The sequence below is a fragment of the Burkholderia sp. SIMBA_062 genome (genome assembly GCF_046534765.1).
GTDB classification, from domain to species: Bacteria; Pseudomonadota; Gammaproteobacteria; order Burkholderiales; family Burkholderiaceae; genus Burkholderia; species Burkholderia ambifaria.
The window spans coordinates 20600-37710 of sequence record NZ_JAWRYD010000043.1 but is presented as its reverse complement, the minus strand read 5'-3'; the positions used below and the strand labels follow the sequence as shown (position 1 = coordinate 37710).

General features: G+C 68.2%; 15 protein-coding genes. 3 read left to right on the top strand and 12 right to left on the bottom strand.

The features are described 5' to 3' along the window. Positions 1 to 74: 74 nt before the first annotated feature. Together SB786_RS31635 and SB786_RS31630 are read right to left on the bottom strand one after the other, a co-directional pair. Positions 75 to 1313: an SfnB family sulfur acquisition oxidoreductase gene (locus SB786_RS31635; protein WP_410730897.1), complete on the bottom strand. Its 1239-nt coding sequence runs from the start codon at positions 1311 to 1313 to the stop codon at positions 75 to 77. Between the two features lie 37 nt (positions 1314 to 1350). Continuing rightward, positions 1351 to 1545 carry a hypothetical protein gene (locus tag SB786_RS31630; RefSeq protein ID WP_410730895.1) on the bottom strand — a complete coding sequence of 65 codons (195 nt, stop codon included), beginning with the start codon at positions 1543 to 1545 and terminating at the stop codon, positions 1351 to 1353. Positions 1546 to 1604: 59 nt separating this feature from the next. Here SB786_RS31630 and SB786_RS31625 point away from each other — a divergent pair, with 59 nt between their 5' ends. Both SB786_RS31625 and SB786_RS31620 read left to right on the top strand, forming a co-directional pair. Continuing rightward, complete coding sequence (locus tag SB786_RS31625; RefSeq protein WP_410730894.1) at positions 1605 to 2864, top strand: acyl-CoA dehydrogenase family protein; 1260 nt, start codon at positions 1605 to 1607, stop codon at positions 2862 to 2864. Next, positions 2861 to 4261 (top strand): LLM class flavin-dependent oxidoreductase, encoded by a 1401-nt coding sequence (locus tag SB786_RS31620; RefSeq protein ID WP_410730893.1) that lies wholly within the window; start codon positions 2861 to 2863, stop codon positions 4259 to 4261. Before SB786_RS31625 ends, SB786_RS31620 begins: the two co-directional genes overlap by 4 nt. A gap of 116 nt (positions 4262 to 4377) precedes the next feature. On the opposite strand, the gene SB786_RS31615 is transcribed toward SB786_RS31620, so the two are convergent. From SB786_RS31615 to SB786_RS31600, 4 genes are all read right to left on the bottom strand, one after another. Then, positions 4378 to 5805 (bottom strand): MFS transporter, encoded by a 1428-nt coding sequence (locus SB786_RS31615; protein WP_410730892.1) that lies wholly within the window; start codon positions 5803 to 5805, stop codon positions 4378 to 4380. A gap of 588 nt (positions 5806 to 6393) precedes the next feature. Continuing rightward, the gene (locus tag SB786_RS31610) at positions 6394 to 7365 is read right to left on the bottom strand and encodes a PDR/VanB family oxidoreductase (protein WP_410730891.1); all 972 of its coding nucleotides are present in this window, start codon (positions 7363 to 7365) and stop codon (positions 6394 to 6396) included. 22 nt (positions 7366 to 7387) lie between these two features. Then, positions 7388 to 8785 carry an SLC13 family permease gene (locus tag SB786_RS31605; RefSeq protein ID WP_410730890.1) on the bottom strand — a complete coding sequence of 466 codons (1398 nt, stop codon included), beginning with the start codon at positions 8783 to 8785 and terminating at the stop codon, positions 7388 to 7390. Next, positions 8782 to 10008: a Rieske 2Fe-2S domain-containing protein gene (locus tag SB786_RS31600; protein WP_410730889.1), complete on the bottom strand. Its 1227-nt coding sequence runs from the start codon at positions 10006 to 10008 to the stop codon at positions 8782 to 8784. Before SB786_RS31600 ends, SB786_RS31605 begins: the two co-directional genes overlap by 4 nt. Before the next feature lie 274 nt (positions 10009 to 10282). Here SB786_RS31600 and SB786_RS31595 point away from each other — a divergent pair, with 274 nt between their 5' ends. Continuing rightward, positions 10283 to 10843 carry a DNA-binding protein gene (locus tag SB786_RS31595; protein ID WP_410730888.1) on the top strand — a complete coding sequence of 187 codons (561 nt, stop codon included), beginning with the start codon at positions 10283 to 10285 and terminating at the stop codon, positions 10841 to 10843. A 57-nt stretch (positions 10844 to 10900) separates the two neighbouring features. Here SB786_RS31595 and SB786_RS31590 read toward each other — a convergent pair whose 3' ends face one another. The 6 genes from SB786_RS31590 to SB786_RS31565 all read right to left on the bottom strand — a co-directional run bounded on the left by SB786_RS31590 (position 10901) and on the right by SB786_RS31565 (position 16993). Then, positions 10901 to 12217 (bottom strand): Zn-dependent hydrolase, encoded by a 1317-nt coding sequence (locus tag SB786_RS31590; RefSeq protein WP_410730887.1) that lies wholly within the window; start codon positions 12215 to 12217, stop codon positions 10901 to 10903. Beyond that, a complete protein-coding gene (locus tag SB786_RS31585) occupies positions 12217 to 13194 on the bottom strand; it encodes a dihydroorotate dehydrogenase (RefSeq protein WP_166723228.1) in 978 nt (325 codons plus the stop codon). The genes SB786_RS31590 and SB786_RS31585 overlap by 1 nt, the downstream gene beginning before the upstream one ends. Beyond that, positions 13187 to 14053 (bottom strand): dihydroorotate dehydrogenase electron transfer subunit, encoded by an 867-nt coding sequence (locus SB786_RS31580; protein ID WP_410730886.1) that lies wholly within the window; start codon positions 14051 to 14053, stop codon positions 13187 to 13189. The genes SB786_RS31585 and SB786_RS31580 overlap by 8 nt, the downstream gene beginning before the upstream one ends. Before the next feature lie 39 nt (positions 14054 to 14092). Next, entirely contained in the window at positions 14093 to 15340 is a 1248-nt protein-coding gene (locus SB786_RS31575; protein ID WP_410730885.1) for an MFS transporter, read from the bottom strand. 151 nt (positions 15341 to 15491) lie between these two features. Continuing rightward, a complete protein-coding gene (locus SB786_RS31570; protein WP_175885420.1) occupies positions 15492 to 15815 on the bottom strand; it encodes a hypothetical protein in 324 nt (107 codons plus the stop codon). Between the two features lie 104 nt (positions 15816 to 15919). Beyond that, entirely contained in the window at positions 15920 to 16993 is a 1074-nt protein-coding gene (locus tag SB786_RS31565; RefSeq protein ID WP_410730883.1) for a porin, read from the bottom strand. Positions 16994 to 17111: the final 118 nt, after the last annotated feature.

The following is a 17111-nucleotide window of genomic DNA, read 5'->3' as shown; positions in this document are numbered from 1 at the left end:
TTGGCGCGCGCGGTGCTGGCGGCCGATCGCTAACGCGACGATCGATGGGGCCGCGATCGGCGCCTACGAGCGGCTCAGTTCCACGCATGGCGTGCCGGACGCACGCCGTTCAGGTAGTAGTTGCCGACGAGATGGTATTTCCAGCGCACCGGATCGTGCAGCGTATGCGTGCGCGCGTTGCGCCAATGCCGGTCGAGGTTGTGCTCGGCGAGCGTCGACTGCGTGCCGGCCAGCTCGAACAGCTTCTCGCCCGCGAGCAGCGCCACCTCGGTCGTCAGCACCTTGGCTTCGCCGACCGCGATCGATGCGCGCGCGACATCGTCTTCGGTCACGTCGCCGCGCGCCGTGATCTCGTCGAGGGTGCGTGCCGCGCGTTCGAGCAATGCCTCGGCCGCATGCAGCTGGATGTGCAGATGGCCGATCTCGCGAATCGTCAGCGGATCGTCGGCTGCCCGATCGACACCGCTGTCGATCCACGGGCGCGTGCGGGTCCGCACGAACGCCAGCGTATCGTCGATGGCCGCCTTCGCGATGCCCGCGTCGATCGCGGCCTGGATAATCTGCGACAGCGGGCCGTTGAGCGTCGGCACGTCCGACACGCGCTGCGCGGGCAGCACGTGCGACGCCGGGACGCGCACCGCATCGAGCGCGACCGTGCCGCTCGCGGTCGTGCGTTGCCCGAATCCCGACCAGTCGTCGATCACGGCCAGCCCCGGCGTCGGTTGCGGCACGTACGCGAGCCATGCCTGGCGTGCGTCGTCGAGGCCAAGCACCGGTACGTAATGCGCGAACAGCGCACCGGTCGAGTAGAACTTCGCGCCGTCGACGACATAGTCATCGCCGTCGCGGCGCACGCGCGTCTTCAGGTCGAGCACGTGCTTCGTGCCCTTCTCCGAGAACCCGTTGCCGAAGCGCTTGCCGCTCAGTATTTCCGCGAAGAAATGGCGCTTCTGCGCGTCGGTGCCGGTCAGCGCGATCACGTCGACCAGCCCGAAATGATTCTGCGGCAGCTGCCCGAGCGACGGATCGGCCGCCGCGACGATCTTGATGACCTCGGTCAGCGTGACATGCGACACGCCTGCGCCGCCGTAAGCCTTCGGCACCGTGATCGCCCACAGCCCCGACTGCGAGAACCATTCGATTTCGTCGTGCGGCAGGCGGCGCGTGCGATCGCGCTCGGCGGCACCTTCCGCGAGCCGCGTCGCCAGCGCGTGCGCTGCTGCGATCGCCTGCGCATCATCGGCGATCACGCGGGCCGCGTACGGTTGCGCATCGGCCGGCTGCTCCTGAATCGTCGCGCTCGTGTCTGACATCGGGTTCTCCTGTCGAATGGCGAAAGCGTTCAATCTATCAGCGCATCGCGGCCCGGAAAAACGAGCGATTCTCGGAACGATATTCCTTTGGATAACAAATGACCTGGCGATTGGCGCCGGCAACATGCGCTTCGGCGCAGCAATCGACGCGCCAGCGTCGCTGCATCGCCGTCCGCCTACGGTAATACGCATCGACGATAACGATCTGCGAATCCGTTATTGGAATGCTCACGTCGCGCTTCCTATACTGGCCTCCCGGCGCAATCGGCCCCGCTCTTCGAGGAACACCGCATGACTTCGTTGCACGCTGCCCCCGACCTTTCCACCGGTACCGACTACGACGCGCTCGCGAGCCGGTTCAGGCCGATCTTCGAGCGCATCGCCGCGGGCACTGCCGAACGCGAACACCGCCGCGAGCTGCCGCACGAGGCGATCGGCTGGCTGAAGGCCGCGGGCTTCGGCGCGGTGCGGCTGCCGGCCAGCGCCGGCGGCGCCGGTGCCTCGCTGCCGCAGCTGTTCCGGCTGCTGACCGAACTGGCCGCCGCCGATTCCAATCTGCCGCAGGCATTGCGCGGGCATTTCGCGTTCGTCGAGGACTGGCTGAACGCCCCGCCCGGGCCACAGCGCACGACCTGGTTCGACCGCTTCGCAAGCGGCCAGCTCGTCGGCAATGCGTGGTCGGAGGCCGGCGACGTGCCGCTCGGCCAGACCATCACGAAGGTGTCGGAGCGCAACGGCCGGCTCGTGCTGAACGGCCGGAAGTTCTACAGCACGGGCAGCCTGTTCGCCGACTGGATCGACGTGTACGCGCAGCGCGCGCACGACGGCAGCGACGTGATCGTAGCGGTCGCGACCGCGCAGCCCGGCGTGATCCGCGAGGACGACTGGGACGGCTTCGGCCAGACGACGACCGGCAGCGGCACCACGCGCTTCGAGGATGCGACCGTCGACGCCGCCAACGTGATCGACTTCGCGCGCCGCTTCAAGTACCAGACCGCGTTCTACCAGTTGTTCCACGTCGCAACGCTGGCCGGCATCGGTCACGCGATCGTGCGCGACGCTGGCGAGCTCCTGCGCAACCGGACGCGCGTGTACAGCCACGGCAACGCACCGCGCGCGGGCGACGACCCGCAACTGCAGCAGGTGATCGGCGAGATCGCTTCATGGGCGTACGCGGCCGACGCGCTCGCGCTGCGCGCCGCGCAGCCGCTGCAGCAGGCCTATGAAGCGCGCTTCGGCAACGACGAAGCAGCCGAGCACGCGGCGAACGTCGCGGCCGAGATCGAATCCGCGCAGAGCCAGCTCGTCGTGTCCGAACTCGTGCTGCGCGCGGCGACGCGCCTGTTCGACGCGCTCGGCGCGTCCGCGACGCGCACCGCGACGGCACTCGACCGCCACTGGCGCAACGCGCGCACGGTGTCGTCGCACAATCCGCTCGTCTACAAGGCGCGGATCGTCGGCGACTGGGTCATCAATGGCCGGACGCCGCCGTTCGTCTGGCGCGTCGGCAACGGTGCGGACACCAGCGTGGAAGCGAGGGGCGCGCGATGAGCAAGACAATTCGTTTCAACGCGTTCGAGATGAACTGCGTCGGCCACCAGTCGCCGGGCTTGTGGGCGCATCCGCGCGACCGCTCGTGGCAGTACAAGGACCTCGACTACTGGACCGACCTCGCCCGCGTGCTCGAGCGCGGGATCTTCGACGCGATCTTCATCGCGGACGTGATCGGCTATTACGACGTCTACAAGGGCAGCAACCATCACGCGCTGCACCAGGCCGCGCAGATCCCGGTCAACGATCCGCTGCAGCTCGCCGCGCCGATCGCGATGGCGACCGAGCATCTCGGGATCGGCATCACCGCGTCGACGACGTTCGAGCACCCGTACACGTTCGCGCGCCGGCTGTCGACGGCCGACCATCACACGAAGGGCCGGCTCGCGTGGAACATCGTCACGTCGTACCTGGAGAGCGGCGCGAAGAACGTCGGCGACCACGGTCTGCGCACGCACGACGACCGCTACGCGGTCGCGGCCGAATACGTCGAGGTGCTGTACAAGCTGTTCGAGGGCAGCTGGGAAGATGGCGCGGTGGTGCGCGATCGCGACGGCCGCGTGTTCACGCATCCCGAGAAAGTGCACGAGATCGGCCACAAGGGCCGCTTCTTCAACGTGCCGGGCTACCACCTGTGCGAACCGTCGCCGCAGCGCACGCCGGTGCTGTTCCAGGCCGGCGCGTCCGGCCCCGGCAAGACGTTCGCCGCGCAGCACGCGGAATGCGTGTTCGTCGCCGCGCCGACCCGCGAGCAGCTCGCACGCTACGTGGCCGACGTGCGTGCGCAGGCTGCTGCGGCAGGCCGCGATCCGGCCAAGGTGCTGATTTACAACCTCGTCACGGTAATCGTCGACGAAACCGACGAAAAGGCGCAGGCCAAGTTCGACGAGTACCGCCGCTACGTGTCGTACGATGGCTCGCTGGTGTTCATGTCGGGCTGGACCGGCATCGACTTCGGCCAGTATGCGCCGACCGATCCCGTGCGGCGCGTCGAAACGAATGCCATCGTGTCGGCCGTCGAGCACCTGTCGGGCGGCGACACCGCGTGGACGATCGAGGCGCTGGCCGCCTGGGGCGGTATCGGCGGACTGGGCCCGGTGTTCGTCGGCTCCGCCGCGACCGTCGCGGATATCCTGCAGGAATGGGTCGCGGCGACCGACGTCGACGGCTTCAATCTCGCGTATGCGGTCGCGCACGAAACCTTCGAGGATGTCGTGCGCCATCTCGTGCCCGAGTTGCAGCGCCGCGGCGTGTACCCGACCGCGTATGCGCCGGGCACGCTGCGCGAAAAGCTGTTCGGCGGCTCGGCGCGACTGCCCGACGAGCATCCTGCCGCGCAGTTTCGCGATATCGAGCAGGTCAAGCGTAAAGCCGAGCGGGAGGCGGTCAGCGCGTAGCGGGATGTCGATGCCGGTCTGCCCGCGTGCGAGTCGACCGGCTGCGGCACAAATGGCTTCGTGCGGTTCGACGAAGCCGTTTGTGCGTTCCGGGGGGCGGTTGATGCCTCGCGCGTTCACGCGACGCTTTCGTCGTCGATGTCGTGCGCCGTCGGTTCGTACCGCACGATCAGCAGGAACGCGATCGGCGTGACCGCACTGATCGCGACGACCCAGAACATGTCCGTGCCAAGACGCGCCTGCAGGATCGGCAGCACGAACAGCGCGAGCGCCTGGCCGATGCCGCACAGCGAGCGCCCGAAGCCGACGCCGGTGCCGCGGATCGCGGCCGGATACGACAGCGTCGGATAGATCATCATCTGCGCACCGGGCCCGAATCCTTCAGCGAAGAGCCACGTCCCGAGCATCAGCAGCACGACGCCCACCGCGATCGCGCCGTGCGGATGCCCCGCGAGCGCCAGCGCGACCAGCGCGATCGTTTGCAGCGCGAAGCCCGCGATCGCGACATGGCGCGACGGATAGCGATACGCGAGGCGCATGCCCAGCAAGCCGCCGGTGAACGCGAACAGCACGTTCAGCGCGAGCGAGGCCGCGATCGTCTCGAACACGCCCGCGCCGAGAAACTGCGACAGGATCGACGGTAGGAAGAACGCAATCGCCGTGTACTCGAACGGAATGCACAGGTTCATCACGCTGGCGACGATCGTGCGCCCGAGATACGGGCGCTGGAACAGCACGCGAATCCGCACGGGCGGCGGACTCGGCTCGCGCCGCGCATCCTCGGCTTCGTGCGCGTGAATGCCGTACGACTCGCGCAGGATCCGCGCGGCATCGGCCAGGTCGCCCTGGTTCGCGGCCCACAGCGGCGATTCGTTCATGAACCGGTTGCGGAACAGGATGATGACGAGCGCCGGTACCGCGCCGAAGATCAACGATGCGCGCCACAGCCATCCCGCATGTTCGGCCGGCAGCAGAAAATACAGGCCGAAGATCAGCAGGAAGCAGACCGACGACGCGACGTACCACATCGGGCACCACGCCGCGAGCCGCGACGCCTTGTTGCCGCGCCCGTTGAACTTCGAGAATTCCGCGAGAAACGCCATCGCGACGGGAAGGTCGATGCCGACGCCGAGCCCCATCACGAAGCGGGCCGCGATCAGCACCCAGACGTTCGGCGCGAGCCCGGCCGCGATCGCCGCGACCACGAAGAACAGCATGTCGGCCATGAACACCTGGTAGCGGCCGATCCGGTCGGTCAGCCAGCCGCCGATCAGGCTGCCGAAGATCGTGCCGATCATGATCGCCGAACCGACGAGCCCCGTCAGCGCGGGGGTCAGCCCGAATTCGCGCGCGACGTCGTCGATGCCGTAGGACAGCGTCGTGAGGTCGTACGCGTCTAGAAACACGCCGCCGAGCGCCAGCAGCACGATCATCCGCGCATGGCTGACCGAACTGTCCACGGTATTGATCAGGCGCGCGACGTCGCTGGCCGAGCGGATGGGGGAGGAAACCGGTGCGGCAGGGATCAGATCGATCGAACTCATCGCATTCCTTAGTGTTTGGCGGAATGCACGACCGAGGTCGGCGTGAAGCCGGGGACCGGGCTGGTGCATTCGCGATCGGCGGGATTTCGACGGAACGCGGGCGGATCGACAGGCTGCCGTCATTGCGTTCCGGTAGCGGGCATTCTGTTCCCCCGATCCCGGTATCCAAAGCGATATAAAGCGATAAATTAATCGGCCTGCGTCATAAAGTTGCGCCACTGACCCGCTTCGCAGCGGCGCGCATGTTCAATCGCGGATTTCTTCGTTAACGGATCGCGGGCGCTTCGTTACATTAGTCGGTCACCTGCCCGTTCGCGACGCGTTGCCGCTCTTCCGGAGATTCCCCGATGAAGCTGTCCTGGTCCCGCGCGTGGCCAACTCGGCCGCGTTGTTCAGTAATGTTGATATCTCGCGCGTCAATCCACCACTCGCGCCCAGTACGAATTGAACGATCTCGCGTCGCGCGAGATCGGATGGCTTGCGAAGCGGCAGCACACGTTCGAATGCGGCGAGAAGACGCCGCAAGCCGTCGCTTTCTCGCCACCGGGGTATTTCGAACGGCCTCACTCAGCCCCCCCCTGCGACGGCTCAGAGATCCAGCACCAGCCGTTCGCCGCGGCATCGCGACACGCACGGCATCATGCAATCGTTGCGGGCCTTTTCCGCCGCACTCAGGAATGCGTCCCGATGATCGGGCGTGCCCTCGAGCACGGTCGTCCGGCATGCGCCGCACACGCCCGCCTCGCACGACGTGGCGACCGCGATGCCGTGCTCGTACAGCACATCGGTGATCGACTGCCCCGGCGGCACGAGCAGCGCGCGCTGCGAGCGTGCGAGCTCGATCCGGAACGCGTCGGCCTCGCCGTCGGCAGGCTCCGCGGCTGGCGCGGAAAAATACTCGTGATGAAGCCGCGCATCGCCGAGCGCCGGGCGCGCGATCGCGTCGACGGCCGCCATGAACGGCGCCGGTCCGCAGAAATACAGATGCGAGCGCGAATCCATCGCGCCGACGATCGTCGTGATCGCGTCGCGGGTCGCGTCGGGCGTCAGCCCCGTGTGCACCGACGCGACGTCCGCGAGCCGCGACGCGAGCGTCGCCCCGTACGCGGCCGCGTCGGCCGAACGCACGAAGTAGTGGAACGCGAGCGGCCGCCCCGCGCGCACCAGGCTGTGCGCCATCGCGAGCAACGGCGTCACGCCGATCCCGGCGGCGAGCAGCACGGCCGGGCTGTCGTCTGGCGCGAGCGGGAAGTAATTCAGCGGCGCGCCGATCCGCAGCACGTCGCCTACCCGGATCGCATCGTGCACGTGCGCGGAGCCGCCGCTCGACGCCGGCTCGCGCTTGATCGCGATCTCGTACACGCCGCGCTCGACCGGATCGTTGCACAGCGAATACTTGCGCGTGAGCCCGTCGCGCAGATGCAGGTCGATATGCGCGCCGGCTTCGAACGCCGGCAGGGAGAGACCCGGCGCGTCGCTGACGAGCCGCAGCGAAATCACGTCGCACGCGACGCGCTCGCGCGCAATCACGCGCGCGGCAAGCAGATCGTTTTCGATCATTGGATTCACCGTTCAGGAAAACTCACAGCAGCCCGATCAGCCGCCACCACAACGCATTGACCGGGATCACGAACACCACGCCCAGCAGCGCCGTCGCGATGCAGTACCGGAGCACCGCACCCCGGTCCAGCTGCGCGAGCGCGTTGCCGAACACGATCGGCGGAGACTGGTACGGCAGGACCGTGGTCGCATAGCCCATCACCTGCGCGAGCAGGCCGGCCTTCAGGTGCAGCCCGTGCGCGAGCAGGCGCGACACGATCGGCACGTATAGCGCCGGTTCCGCATTCGACGTGACCGCGAAGCAGACGACGATCGACAGCGCGGTCAGCGCGAAGTACATGAGCATCGGGCTGTCGCGCAGCGCGCCGAGCGCGAGCGTGTCCGGCACGCGCATGTCGAGATGGTTGACGAGCGCGGTCAGCCCGATGATCGCCGCGATGAACCACAGCAGGTCCATCTTCAGCGTCGCGGTGAAGCGCTCGAGCTGCGCGGGCGGCGACGTGCCGAAGTAGACGAGCGCGAAGCCGAGCCCGACCCAGCCGGGCGCGATGCGATGCACGGCGTCGGTGAACCAGAGCGCGAGCGTGATCGCCAGCAGCACGATCGCGTGCCATTCGCGGCGGCCGAGCGCGACGCGCGCCGCCGGTATCTCGACTTCGCCGACCGTATCCGCGAACAGCCACCAGGACGCGAGCACCAGCACCGCGCCGCGCACGATCACGCCAGCCGGAAAGAACAGCAGCAGATACTCGGAGAAGCGCAGATGCATCCCGTGCGACTGCTCGAGAATCCCCGCCATGATCACGTTCGGCAGGTTCGCGGGCAGCACCGCGGCAGCCAGCTCGTACGAGCCGACGATCACGAGCAGCAGGATGCCGCGCCGCCCGTTCGCGTGCGCGCCGAGCTTCACGACGTCGCAGTAGCCGATCGCGATCGGAACCAGGATCGCGATCCGCCCGAACGTCGACGGCATCACGAGCGACAGCAGGAAGCTCAGGATCGCGAATGCGAGCAGCGCCTTCAGATACGAGCCGCCGATCCGGCGCGCGAGCGCGATGCCGATCCGTTCGCTCACGCCGCTCTCCTTCAGCGCGAAGCCGATCGCCGCGCCGCTGAACACGAGCCAGAACGCGCTCGACCCGAAGCCGGAGAAGATCTCGGCGGTGGGCACCGGCGTGCAGGTCGCCGCGAGGAAGAAAAACAGCAGCGACACCCACAGGCTCGCGACCGCGCCCGTTGCCCACAGCACGATGCAGGTGAACACAATCGCGACGATGCGTGCGTCGCCGGCCGACAGCGTGCCGCGCGCGCCGAGCGCGGCGACGCTCGCGAGCCCCGCCGCGAGCAGCGCGGCCGTGACGCGGCCGGCCGTCAGCATGCCGGCGCCGCGGCCCGGCCCGCCGAGCGCACCGCCGCTCAAGCGCGCATCACCGGCGAGTTCGCCGGGATCTCGTATTCGACGTGCGACTCGTCGAAGATGTCGCCGAATTCGCGCTGCTGGCTGAACGTCGGGTCCGGCGCGCAGCTCATCGGCAGATAGCCGCCCATCCATGCGCGCAGGTCAGTCACGTCCGGCGCGCCGCCGTACACGTTCGCGACCGGCCGCTCGCCGCGCGCGACCGCGTCGATCTGCTCCTGCAGCATCTGGCGGAACATCACGATGCCGCGATCGGACGCGCCGAGGTTCTCGCGCGAACGATCGAAGATCGGGCCCTGCGTCTCGACCGCCATCGCATCCTGGCTCATGAACGTGTCCATCAGGTAGCGGCCCGCCGCGTCGGTGCGCGCCGGCTGCCGGACGATCTTCGGCGCCTCGTCCGCGGGCGGCTGCGCGCCGTCCGCGTTCGGCGTGAACGACACCCAGACGATCCGCGTCGTCGTATCGTCGACCGGCACGCGCCAGTGCATCTCGGTCATGATCCGCAGCATGTTCGGGAACACCATCAGGTTGCCCCAGCCACGGCCCTCGCCTTCGTATTCCCAGCTCTTCACGATGCCCCAGTCGAAGCGCTGGAAGCCGAACCGCTTGAACGGCTTGCCGAACCCGGACGCGTCGCGCATGCCGAGGTGCTCGAAGTATTTCGAGTGCGTATAGAAGGTGTGCGTGACGTCGACAGCGTTTTCCTGCACCTGGAACCAGTTGCACGCGAGATCGTCCTGCACCTCGAAATGGCGGACGCCGTCGTTGCGTACGAGGATGTCCCAGTTCGGAAACGCGGGCTTGTGCTCCGCCGGCCCCATGTATGCGAAGATCAGCCCGCCGCATTCGTGCGTCGCATAGCTGTCGATCAGCTTCTTGCAGACGCGGCTCGCCTTCGCCGATTCGAACGGCCGCTCCACGCATTCGCCGGCCGCGTTGTACTGCCAGCCGTGATACGCGCAGCGGATCGTGGCTTCCTCGACGAAGCCGTACAGCAGCGATGCACCGCGATGCGGGCAACGCTCCTGAACGAGCAGCACGCCGCCGTTGCCGGTGCGCGCGAGCACCAGATCCTCGCCGAGAATCCGCACGCGTTTCGTCTGGCCGGCTTCGGCCAGCTCCGACGAATAACCGACCGGATGCCAGTAGCGACGCAGCAACTCGCCGCACGGCGTGCCGGGCCCCACGCGGGTCAGCAATTCGTTGGTGGCGTGGTCAAGCATGAATACACCTCTCTCTCAGGTTGTAGCGGGCTGTATCGCCCCGGAGACGTCTGCGTACCGGCGAACCCTCGAGTCGCGATACGTCCGTCGATAAATCTATTTTTTTAGACTAAATAAAGTGAAGGGAAAATGCAAGACGGGAAAGTCCACAATTTTCAGCCCATCATCGCCGTCGCATCGCCATAAATCGGCCGATGTGTATAATTAAAAAGACGAACGGCACGCGCGATCGCTGAGATCGACGCGCCGCGCGTCGGCCAACCAGGAGGACAAGATGGCGATCATTGGCGTGATGGGCTCGGGCAAGAACGAATGGCCGGAGTTGGCGACGCCACTCGGAACGTGGATCGCCGCGCAAGGATTCGACCTGCTGACCGGCGCCGGCCGCGGCGTGATGCTGTCGATCGCGCGCGCCTACGCGACGACGCCGGGGCGCCGCGGCCGCTCGATCGGCATCGTGCCGAGCGAAGCGCACCCGCTGTTCGGCTTCGTGCCGATCGCCGGGTATCCGAATCCGTTCATCGACCTGCCTATCGTCACGCCACTGCCGCGCAAGGAAGCGGACGCGGCGGACGACGCATTGAGCCGCAACTACGTGAACGTGCTGACGAGCGACGTCGTCGTCGCGCTGCCGGGGAGCAAGGGCACGCTCGACGAGATCCGCCTCGCGACGCGCTTCGCGAAGCCGTTGATCTGCGCCGGGCCCGCGAGCGCGTTCGATGGCGTCGCGGCCGGCACGCGCATCGTGTCGGCGCTCGACGACGTCTATGCATTCGTGCTCGCGCAGGTGAACCGCGCGGCAGGCGGCGCGGGCGCACACGTTCCGTCGGCGTAAACCGCACGCGTTCCGGGTCCACAGCGCGTCGGCCGCCATCGCTTCCCGTGTCGCCGGTCACAGCCGCGCAATCGTGTCGGCGAGCACGCGCACGCCCAGCATGAAATCATCGATCGACATCGCCTCGTGCGGGTTGTGCGACCCGTGATCGTTGCGCACGAACAGCATCCCGCTTGGCACGCCCGCGTTCGCGAACAGCGCCGCGTCGTGGCCCGCGCCGCTCGGCAGCGTCGCATACGGCACGTCGAGCCGCGTGCACGCGTCGGCAAGCGCGGCGCGCAGGGTGGCATCCATCCGCGCCGGCGCGCTCGCCAACCGCCGGTCGAAATCGAATCGCACGCCACGCTCGCGCGCGATCGAGTTGCATTCGGCGATCAGCAGCTCATGGAATACGTCGAGCGTCTCCGTGCTCTCGCTGCGCGCCTCGAAGCTGAAATGCACCTGGCCGGGAATCCGCGAAATCGAATGCTCGTCCTGGTCGGTCGACACGATGCCGGTCGTCACGACGAGATCGATGTTGCGTTCGAGCAGCCGGCGCCAGTGCTCGTCGAGCCGCGTGATCAGCTCGGCGACCGCGAAGATCGCGTCGTGCCGCAGGTCGCGCGGCACCGCGCCGGAGTGGCCGGCCTCGCCGATGCAGCTGATGGAGTTGTGCCGCACGTTGCCGCGAATGCCGGACACGACCGCGACCGGCAGCCCGCGCGCGACCATCACGGGCCCCTGCTCGATGTGGAGCTCCAGATACGCATGCGCGCGCCGCACGTCGAACAGCGGCTTGCGCGCCCGCACCGCGTCGATGTCGACGCCCGCCGCCGCCATGCAGTCGGCCAGCGGGCGACCGGTGCTGCGATGCTTCATCGCGAGATCGTCCGGCGTCAGCCGGCCGAACAGCGCGCTCGATCCCATGTAGGCCTTGCCGAACCAGGCGCTCTCTTCGCCGCGCAGCGCGATCACGTTCAACGGGTGCGGCGACGCGCAGCCGCTGCGCCGTTGCGCGACGAGGCACAGCAGCCCTGCGACGATGCCCGCGAGCCCGTCGTAGTTGCCGCCATGCGGCACCGAGTCGAGATGCGAGCCGACCCAGATCGCACGCGCATGCGGGTCCGCGTCGGGCAGGCTGAAGACCAGGTTGGCCGCGCGGTCGGCGCGCACCGCGATGCCCTCGCGTTCGGCGTGCGCCGCCAGCCGCTGCGCGGCCGCCGTTTCGCTGTCGCCGTAGCTCTCGCGCGTGACGCCCACGCCGTCGGCCGACAGCACGCGGATCTCGTCGAACCACTGCTCGGCGAGCGCCGTCAGTTCGGCAAGCGACAGCGCCGCCGCGTCGTGCACTTCGATGTCCGCCGGCGCGTCCGGCCTGTCGGTATGCGCGTTCATCATGCCCCCGCCGTCGTGCCGCCCGCGCGCGCCGGCGCCGCGCAAAAGCGTCGCCAGCGCTCGCTCAGCTCCGCGTCGAGCCTGACCTGCCCGGTCAGCGACGCGATCGCACCGATGCCCTCGTCCGCGCAAAACTGCTCGAGCCCGTCGATGATCGTGCGCATCACGCCCGGATCGCGGAACGATGCAGTGCCCACCTGCACCGCGCTCGCGCCCGCGAGCAGGAACTCGATGGCGTCGGCGGCGCTCCGGATGCCGCCGCAGCCGATCACCGGAATCGACACGGCGCGGTAGCACTGGTGGACGAGCCGCAGCGCGATCGGCTTGATCGACGGCCCGGACAGGCCGCCCATCACGTTGCCGAGCGACGGCCGGCGCGTGCGCACGTCGATCGACATGCCGAGCACCGTGTTGCCCATCACGATCGCATCGGCGCCCGCGTCCTGCGCCGCTTGCGCGATCTTCGCGATGTTGCCCGCGTTCGGCGTCAGCTTCACCCACAGCGGATGCCCGGTGCGCGTGCGGATCGCGTCGACGACCTGCCGGGTCATGCCCGCGTCCATCCCGAACGCCATGCCGTCCGCCTCGAGATTCGGGCACGAGATGTTCGCCTCGATCGCCGCGACGTCCGGCCGCGACAGCGCCTCGCACGCGCGCGCGAACGCGTCCGCCGTATCGGCGGACACCGACGCGACGACCGGCGTGCCGTGGCCCGTGTACGCGGGCAGCACGTGTTCGAGATAGTCGTCGATGCCGCGGCTCGGAATGCCGATCGAATTCAGCATGCCGTCACCCGCGTCGGCGACACGCGGCGTCGGGTTGCCCGGGCGGCTGACGGGCGACACACTCTTGATCACGAGCGCGCCGAGCCCGGTCAGGTCGAGCGCATCGCGATACTCGATCGCGAAACAGCCGGATGCCGGCATCACGGGATTGCGCAGGCGCAGTTCGCCCACGCGTACGCTCAGGTCAGCCAACTTCCACCTCCACCTCCGTCACCACATCGCGAATCGCGAACACCGGGCCCTCGCGGCACACGCGCCGGAATGCACGGGTCGCGCCGTCGTCGAACATCCGCACGCACGACAGGCAGACGCCCATCCCGCATGCCATCCGCTGCTCGAGCGCGACCTCGCCGCGCATCGACGGATGGTCGGCGAGCACGCGCTGCAGCAGCGCGAGCAACCGTTGCGAGCCGCACGTGTAGACCGCGTCCGGCCGATCGCGCGCGATTCTCGCGCGCAGCAGCGCGTCCACGTTCGCGACCGCCGACGAGCCGTCGCTGTCGAACACCGCATGCACGTCGGCCGGCGCGCCACGCAGGAATTCCGCGGTCATCAGGTCGTCCGGCGTGCGCGCCGACATCACGACCGTCAGCGCGATGCCCGCCCGCGCCGCGCGCTGCACGAGCGGCGCCATCGTCGCGAGACCGACGCCGCGCGCGACGAGCAGCAGCCGTCGCGCACCGGCGTCGAGCGTGAACGGGCGGCCGAGCGGCCCGACGATCGACAGCCGCGCGCCGACGCCGAGCTGCGCGAGCGCACGCGTGCCTTCGCCGGTCACGTTGTACAGGAACTCGATTTCGCCGGCGCCGGGGCCGACGCCGTACACGCTCATCGGGCGCGGCAGGAATGGCCGGTGCAGATCGCTGACGGGGCAGACGAGCTGATAGAACTGGCCGGCCTGCGTGACGCTCGCGAGCGGCGCGTCGGCGCGCACGCGCAGATAGCGATAGCGCCGGTTCACCGCGCGATGCGCGACCACGTCGCACGCGTGCGTGGCGACCGTGGCCGCCCACGGCTGCGCGCAGGCGCGCGCCCCGTCGATCACGTCCATCGTTCTCTCCTCGTTACGGTTGGGCGGGAGGCACGCGCGTCAGTCGAGCGCGCGGTCCTTCAGTTCCGGAATCAGCGTGACCGTGACGATCATGTCGAGCACGTACAGCGCGGCCAGCATCGCGATCGCGATCTGAAACGAATAGCGCACGGCGAGCGCGCCGACGACGAGCGGCCCGAGGCCGCCGATCGCACGGCCGACGTTCCACAGCACATTCTGCGCGGTCGCCCGCACCGCGGTCGGGTACGCTTCGGACATCAGCGTGCCGTAGCCGCCGACCATGCCGTTCACGAACATGCCCATCAGCGCGCCGGCCCACAGCATCGTGGCCGGGTCCGTCAGCCGCGAATACGCGAACACCATCGCCACCGCGCCGAACTGGTACAGCAGGAACGTCGGCTTGCGGCCGATCCGGTCGGCCAGGTGTCCGAACAGCCAGACGCCGGCCATCATCCCGAGCACGGTCACGGCGGTCCACACTCCGGATTTCGTCAGCGAGAAGCCGAGCTGCTTCGACAGGAACGTCGGCATCCAGATCATGATCCCGTAGTAGCCGAAGTTCTGCACCGCGCACAGCACGACGATGCCGATGCTCGTGCGGGTCGTGCGCGCATCGGCGAACAGCAGCCGGAAACGCGCGCCCGTGCGCGCCGGCTGCGGGCTCCGGACGAACACTTCCGGCTCGTGCAGCTTGTTGCGCAGCACCCAGGCGACGATCGCGGGCAGCACGCCGATCGCGAACATGCCGCGCCAGCCGACGCTCTGCAGCAGCAGCGGCGTCAGCAGCGACGCAGCGAGCACGCCGCTCTGCCAGCCGAGCGCCACGTACGACGACACGCGGGCGCGCTTGGCTGCAGGCCACGCTTCGGCCGCGAGCGCCATGCCGATGCCGAATTCGCCGCCGAGGCCGATGCCGGCGATGGTCCGGTACGCGAGCAGATCCCAGAAGCCCTGTGCGAACGCGCACAGCCCGGTGAACACCGCGAAAAGCAGGATCGTCCAGGTCAGCACGCGCACGCGGCCGTAGCGATCGCTGAGCGCGCCGAAAATCACGCCGCCCGCGACCGCGCCGACCAGCGTCCACGTAACGAGCGCCCCCGCCTGCTGCGCGCCGAGCTGCAGCGACGCCGCAATTGCCGGCAGCATGAAGCCGAGGATCAGCAGGTCGAAGCCGTCCATCGCATAGCCGATGGCCGAGCCGGCCAGCACTTTCCACGCGTAGCGCGACACCCGTTCGGGCGGTGCACCGGCGGGCGCGGCAGCGGAGGATCGAAGGTTCGCTTCCATGATTGTCCGTATCGTGAGGAGGGAATATCGATGCCGGCGGTCCGCCTTGCGGTCGTTTGTCGTTTTTTTTAGACAGACTGACCGCAACCCGATCGTCGGCATCGCACAGCTTAAGGGCGTGGCCCGGGCAGATTCGCGCCGGCGTCGCGCATCAGACGACCAGTTCCTTCGACACCTGCGCGGCGAAGCCGTTGAGCGCCGCGAGCAGCGCGTCGTCCGAGCCCCCGCTCGCATCGCTCAACCGCCGCGCGTGCTCGCGCAGTTCGGCGAGAAACGCCTGCACAGTCTCCGTGCAGACCGCCACGCCCTCCTGCCGTTCGGCGAACGTCGCGGCCGCCTGTGCGAGCAGCACCAGCGCCGCCGATTCCCGCCCGTGCGGCGCCGCCGCGTCCCGGCAGCGCGTCGCGAACCGGTGAATATCGGAAAAGCCGACGACGTCCTGTGCCAGCCACTGCGTGGCGTCCATAAGGTTCATGCTCTCCTCCTCGTCTAAATATTTAGACTACCCGCATCAAAAACGGAATGCAAGCGTCCGATGTATCGGGGTAAACCGGGAAGCCTCGCATCGCGATGCCTGCGTCAGAAACGCGTGCGCAGGCCCGCGCCGTACGTGATGCCGGTCGACAGCCCGCCGACGTGATCGATCTTGATCGCCGAATAGAGGTCGGTGCGCTTCGACAGCAGATAGTCGTAGCCGAGCGCGCCGGTGCTGCGATGCGCGCCGTCGGCGAGCGCCCCGCTCGAATGCGTATACGCGTAGCTCGCCAGCAGCGAACCCACGCCGATCGGCACGCTGACGCCGGCCTGCACCGTATCGCCGTGGAAGTTGCCGCGCTGCGCGCGGTTCGCGACGTTCATGTACTGCGCGAACAGCTTCACGACACGCCAGTCGTACGACGCGCCGACCTGCACCGTGCGCTGGCTCGACAGGCCCGGCGCCGCGGCGAGCGCGCCGTCGAGATCGCCAGGCGTCGCGCTGAAATTCACGTACTGGAAGACCACGGCGGCCGCGAACGCGCCGCGCGCGTAGTTCGCGTTGACGCTCCATTTCTTCGCGCCGTTCCAGCCGGCCGTATTGCCGAGTGCGTACAGCAGCCCCGCATTGAATCCGCCGAACGTCGGGCTCGTATAGGCGAGCGCGTTGTTCCACGCCGAATCGCCGACCACGCCCTCGGCGCCCACGCCCTTGAACGTGTGGAAGATCATCGGCGAGAACGTGTACGAATTGAACAGCGGGTTGAACTGGATCGTCGCGAGATACAGCGGCGTCGTGATCCGGCCAAGACGAAGCTGGCCGAACCGCGTCTGCAATCCCGCGTACGCATTGCGCGAAAACAGGCTGTCCCCGGCGTAGCGGCCGTACGCGCCGCTTTGCGGTTGAAAGTAGCTTTCGAGCACGAAGAACGCCTTGTTGCCGTTGCCGAGATCCTCGCTGCCGCCGAGCCCCCAGAACGACGTCGTCATCCCGCCGCCCGACTGCACGAGCGCCGTGCGACCGCCAGGTTGCTTCACCGAACCGACGAAAGCGTCCGCGACACCGTACAGCGTCACGCTCGACTGCGCGTGCGCGAGCGGCGCGGTGCCAATGGCGCCTGCCGCGCCGGCCATCAGGAATCCTGCCCGAAATCGGGCGCGCGGGGTGCGCAACGTCATGCTTTTCTCCTCCCGGCGCAATGGGCCGGCACGTGGGAATGTCTGGAAGGTGGGCTGCCTCTATCGCCGACAGCCGTCTGCGCGCTCGCCGGCTCGTCCAAATATTTAGACGATGTGC

Bases quoted from the DNA above. Each gene is read 5' to 3' on its own strand.
- SB786_RS31565 (WP_410730883.1), bottom strand. From the start codon at position 16,993: ATGACGTTGCGCACCCCGCGCGCCCGATTTCGGGCAGGATTCCTGATG.
- SB786_RS31610 (WP_410730891.1), bottom strand. From the start codon at position 7,365: ATGATCGAAAACGATCTGCTTGCCGCGCGCGTGATTGCGCGCGAGCGC.
- SB786_RS31595 (WP_410730888.1), top strand. From the start codon at position 10,283: ATGGCGATCATTGGCGTGATGGGCTCGGGCAAGAACGAATGGCCGGAG.
- SB786_RS31570 (WP_175885420.1), bottom strand. From the start codon at position 15,815: ATGAACCTTATGGACGCCACGCAGTGGCTGGCACAGGACGTCGTCGGC.
- SB786_RS31615 (WP_410730892.1), bottom strand. From the start codon at position 5,805: ATGAGTTCGATCGATCTGATCCCTGCCGCACCGGTTTCCTCCCCCATC.
- SB786_RS31575 (WP_410730885.1), bottom strand. From the start codon at position 15,340: ATGGAAGCGAACCTTCGATCCTCCGCTGCCGCGCCCGCCGGTGCACCG.
- SB786_RS31600 (WP_410730889.1), bottom strand. From the start codon at position 10,008: ATGCTTGACCACGCCACCAACGAATTGCTGACCCGCGTGGGGCCCGGC.
- SB786_RS31635 (WP_410730897.1), bottom strand. From the start codon at position 1,313: ATGTCAGACACGAGCGCGACGATTCAGGAGCAGCCGGCCGATGCGCAA.
- SB786_RS31620 (WP_410730893.1), top strand. From the start codon at position 2,861: ATGAGCAAGACAATTCGTTTCAACGCGTTCGAGATGAACTGCGTCGGC.
- SB786_RS31590 (WP_410730887.1), bottom strand. From the start codon at position 12,217: ATGAACGCGCATACCGACAGGCCGGACGCGCCGGCGGACATCGAAGTG.
- SB786_RS31580 (WP_410730886.1), bottom strand. From the start codon at position 14,053: ATGGACGTGATCGACGGGGCGCGCGCCTGCGCGCAGCCGTGGGCGGCC.
- SB786_RS31625 (WP_410730894.1), top strand. From the start codon at position 1,605: ATGACTTCGTTGCACGCTGCCCCCGACCTTTCCACCGGTACCGACTAC.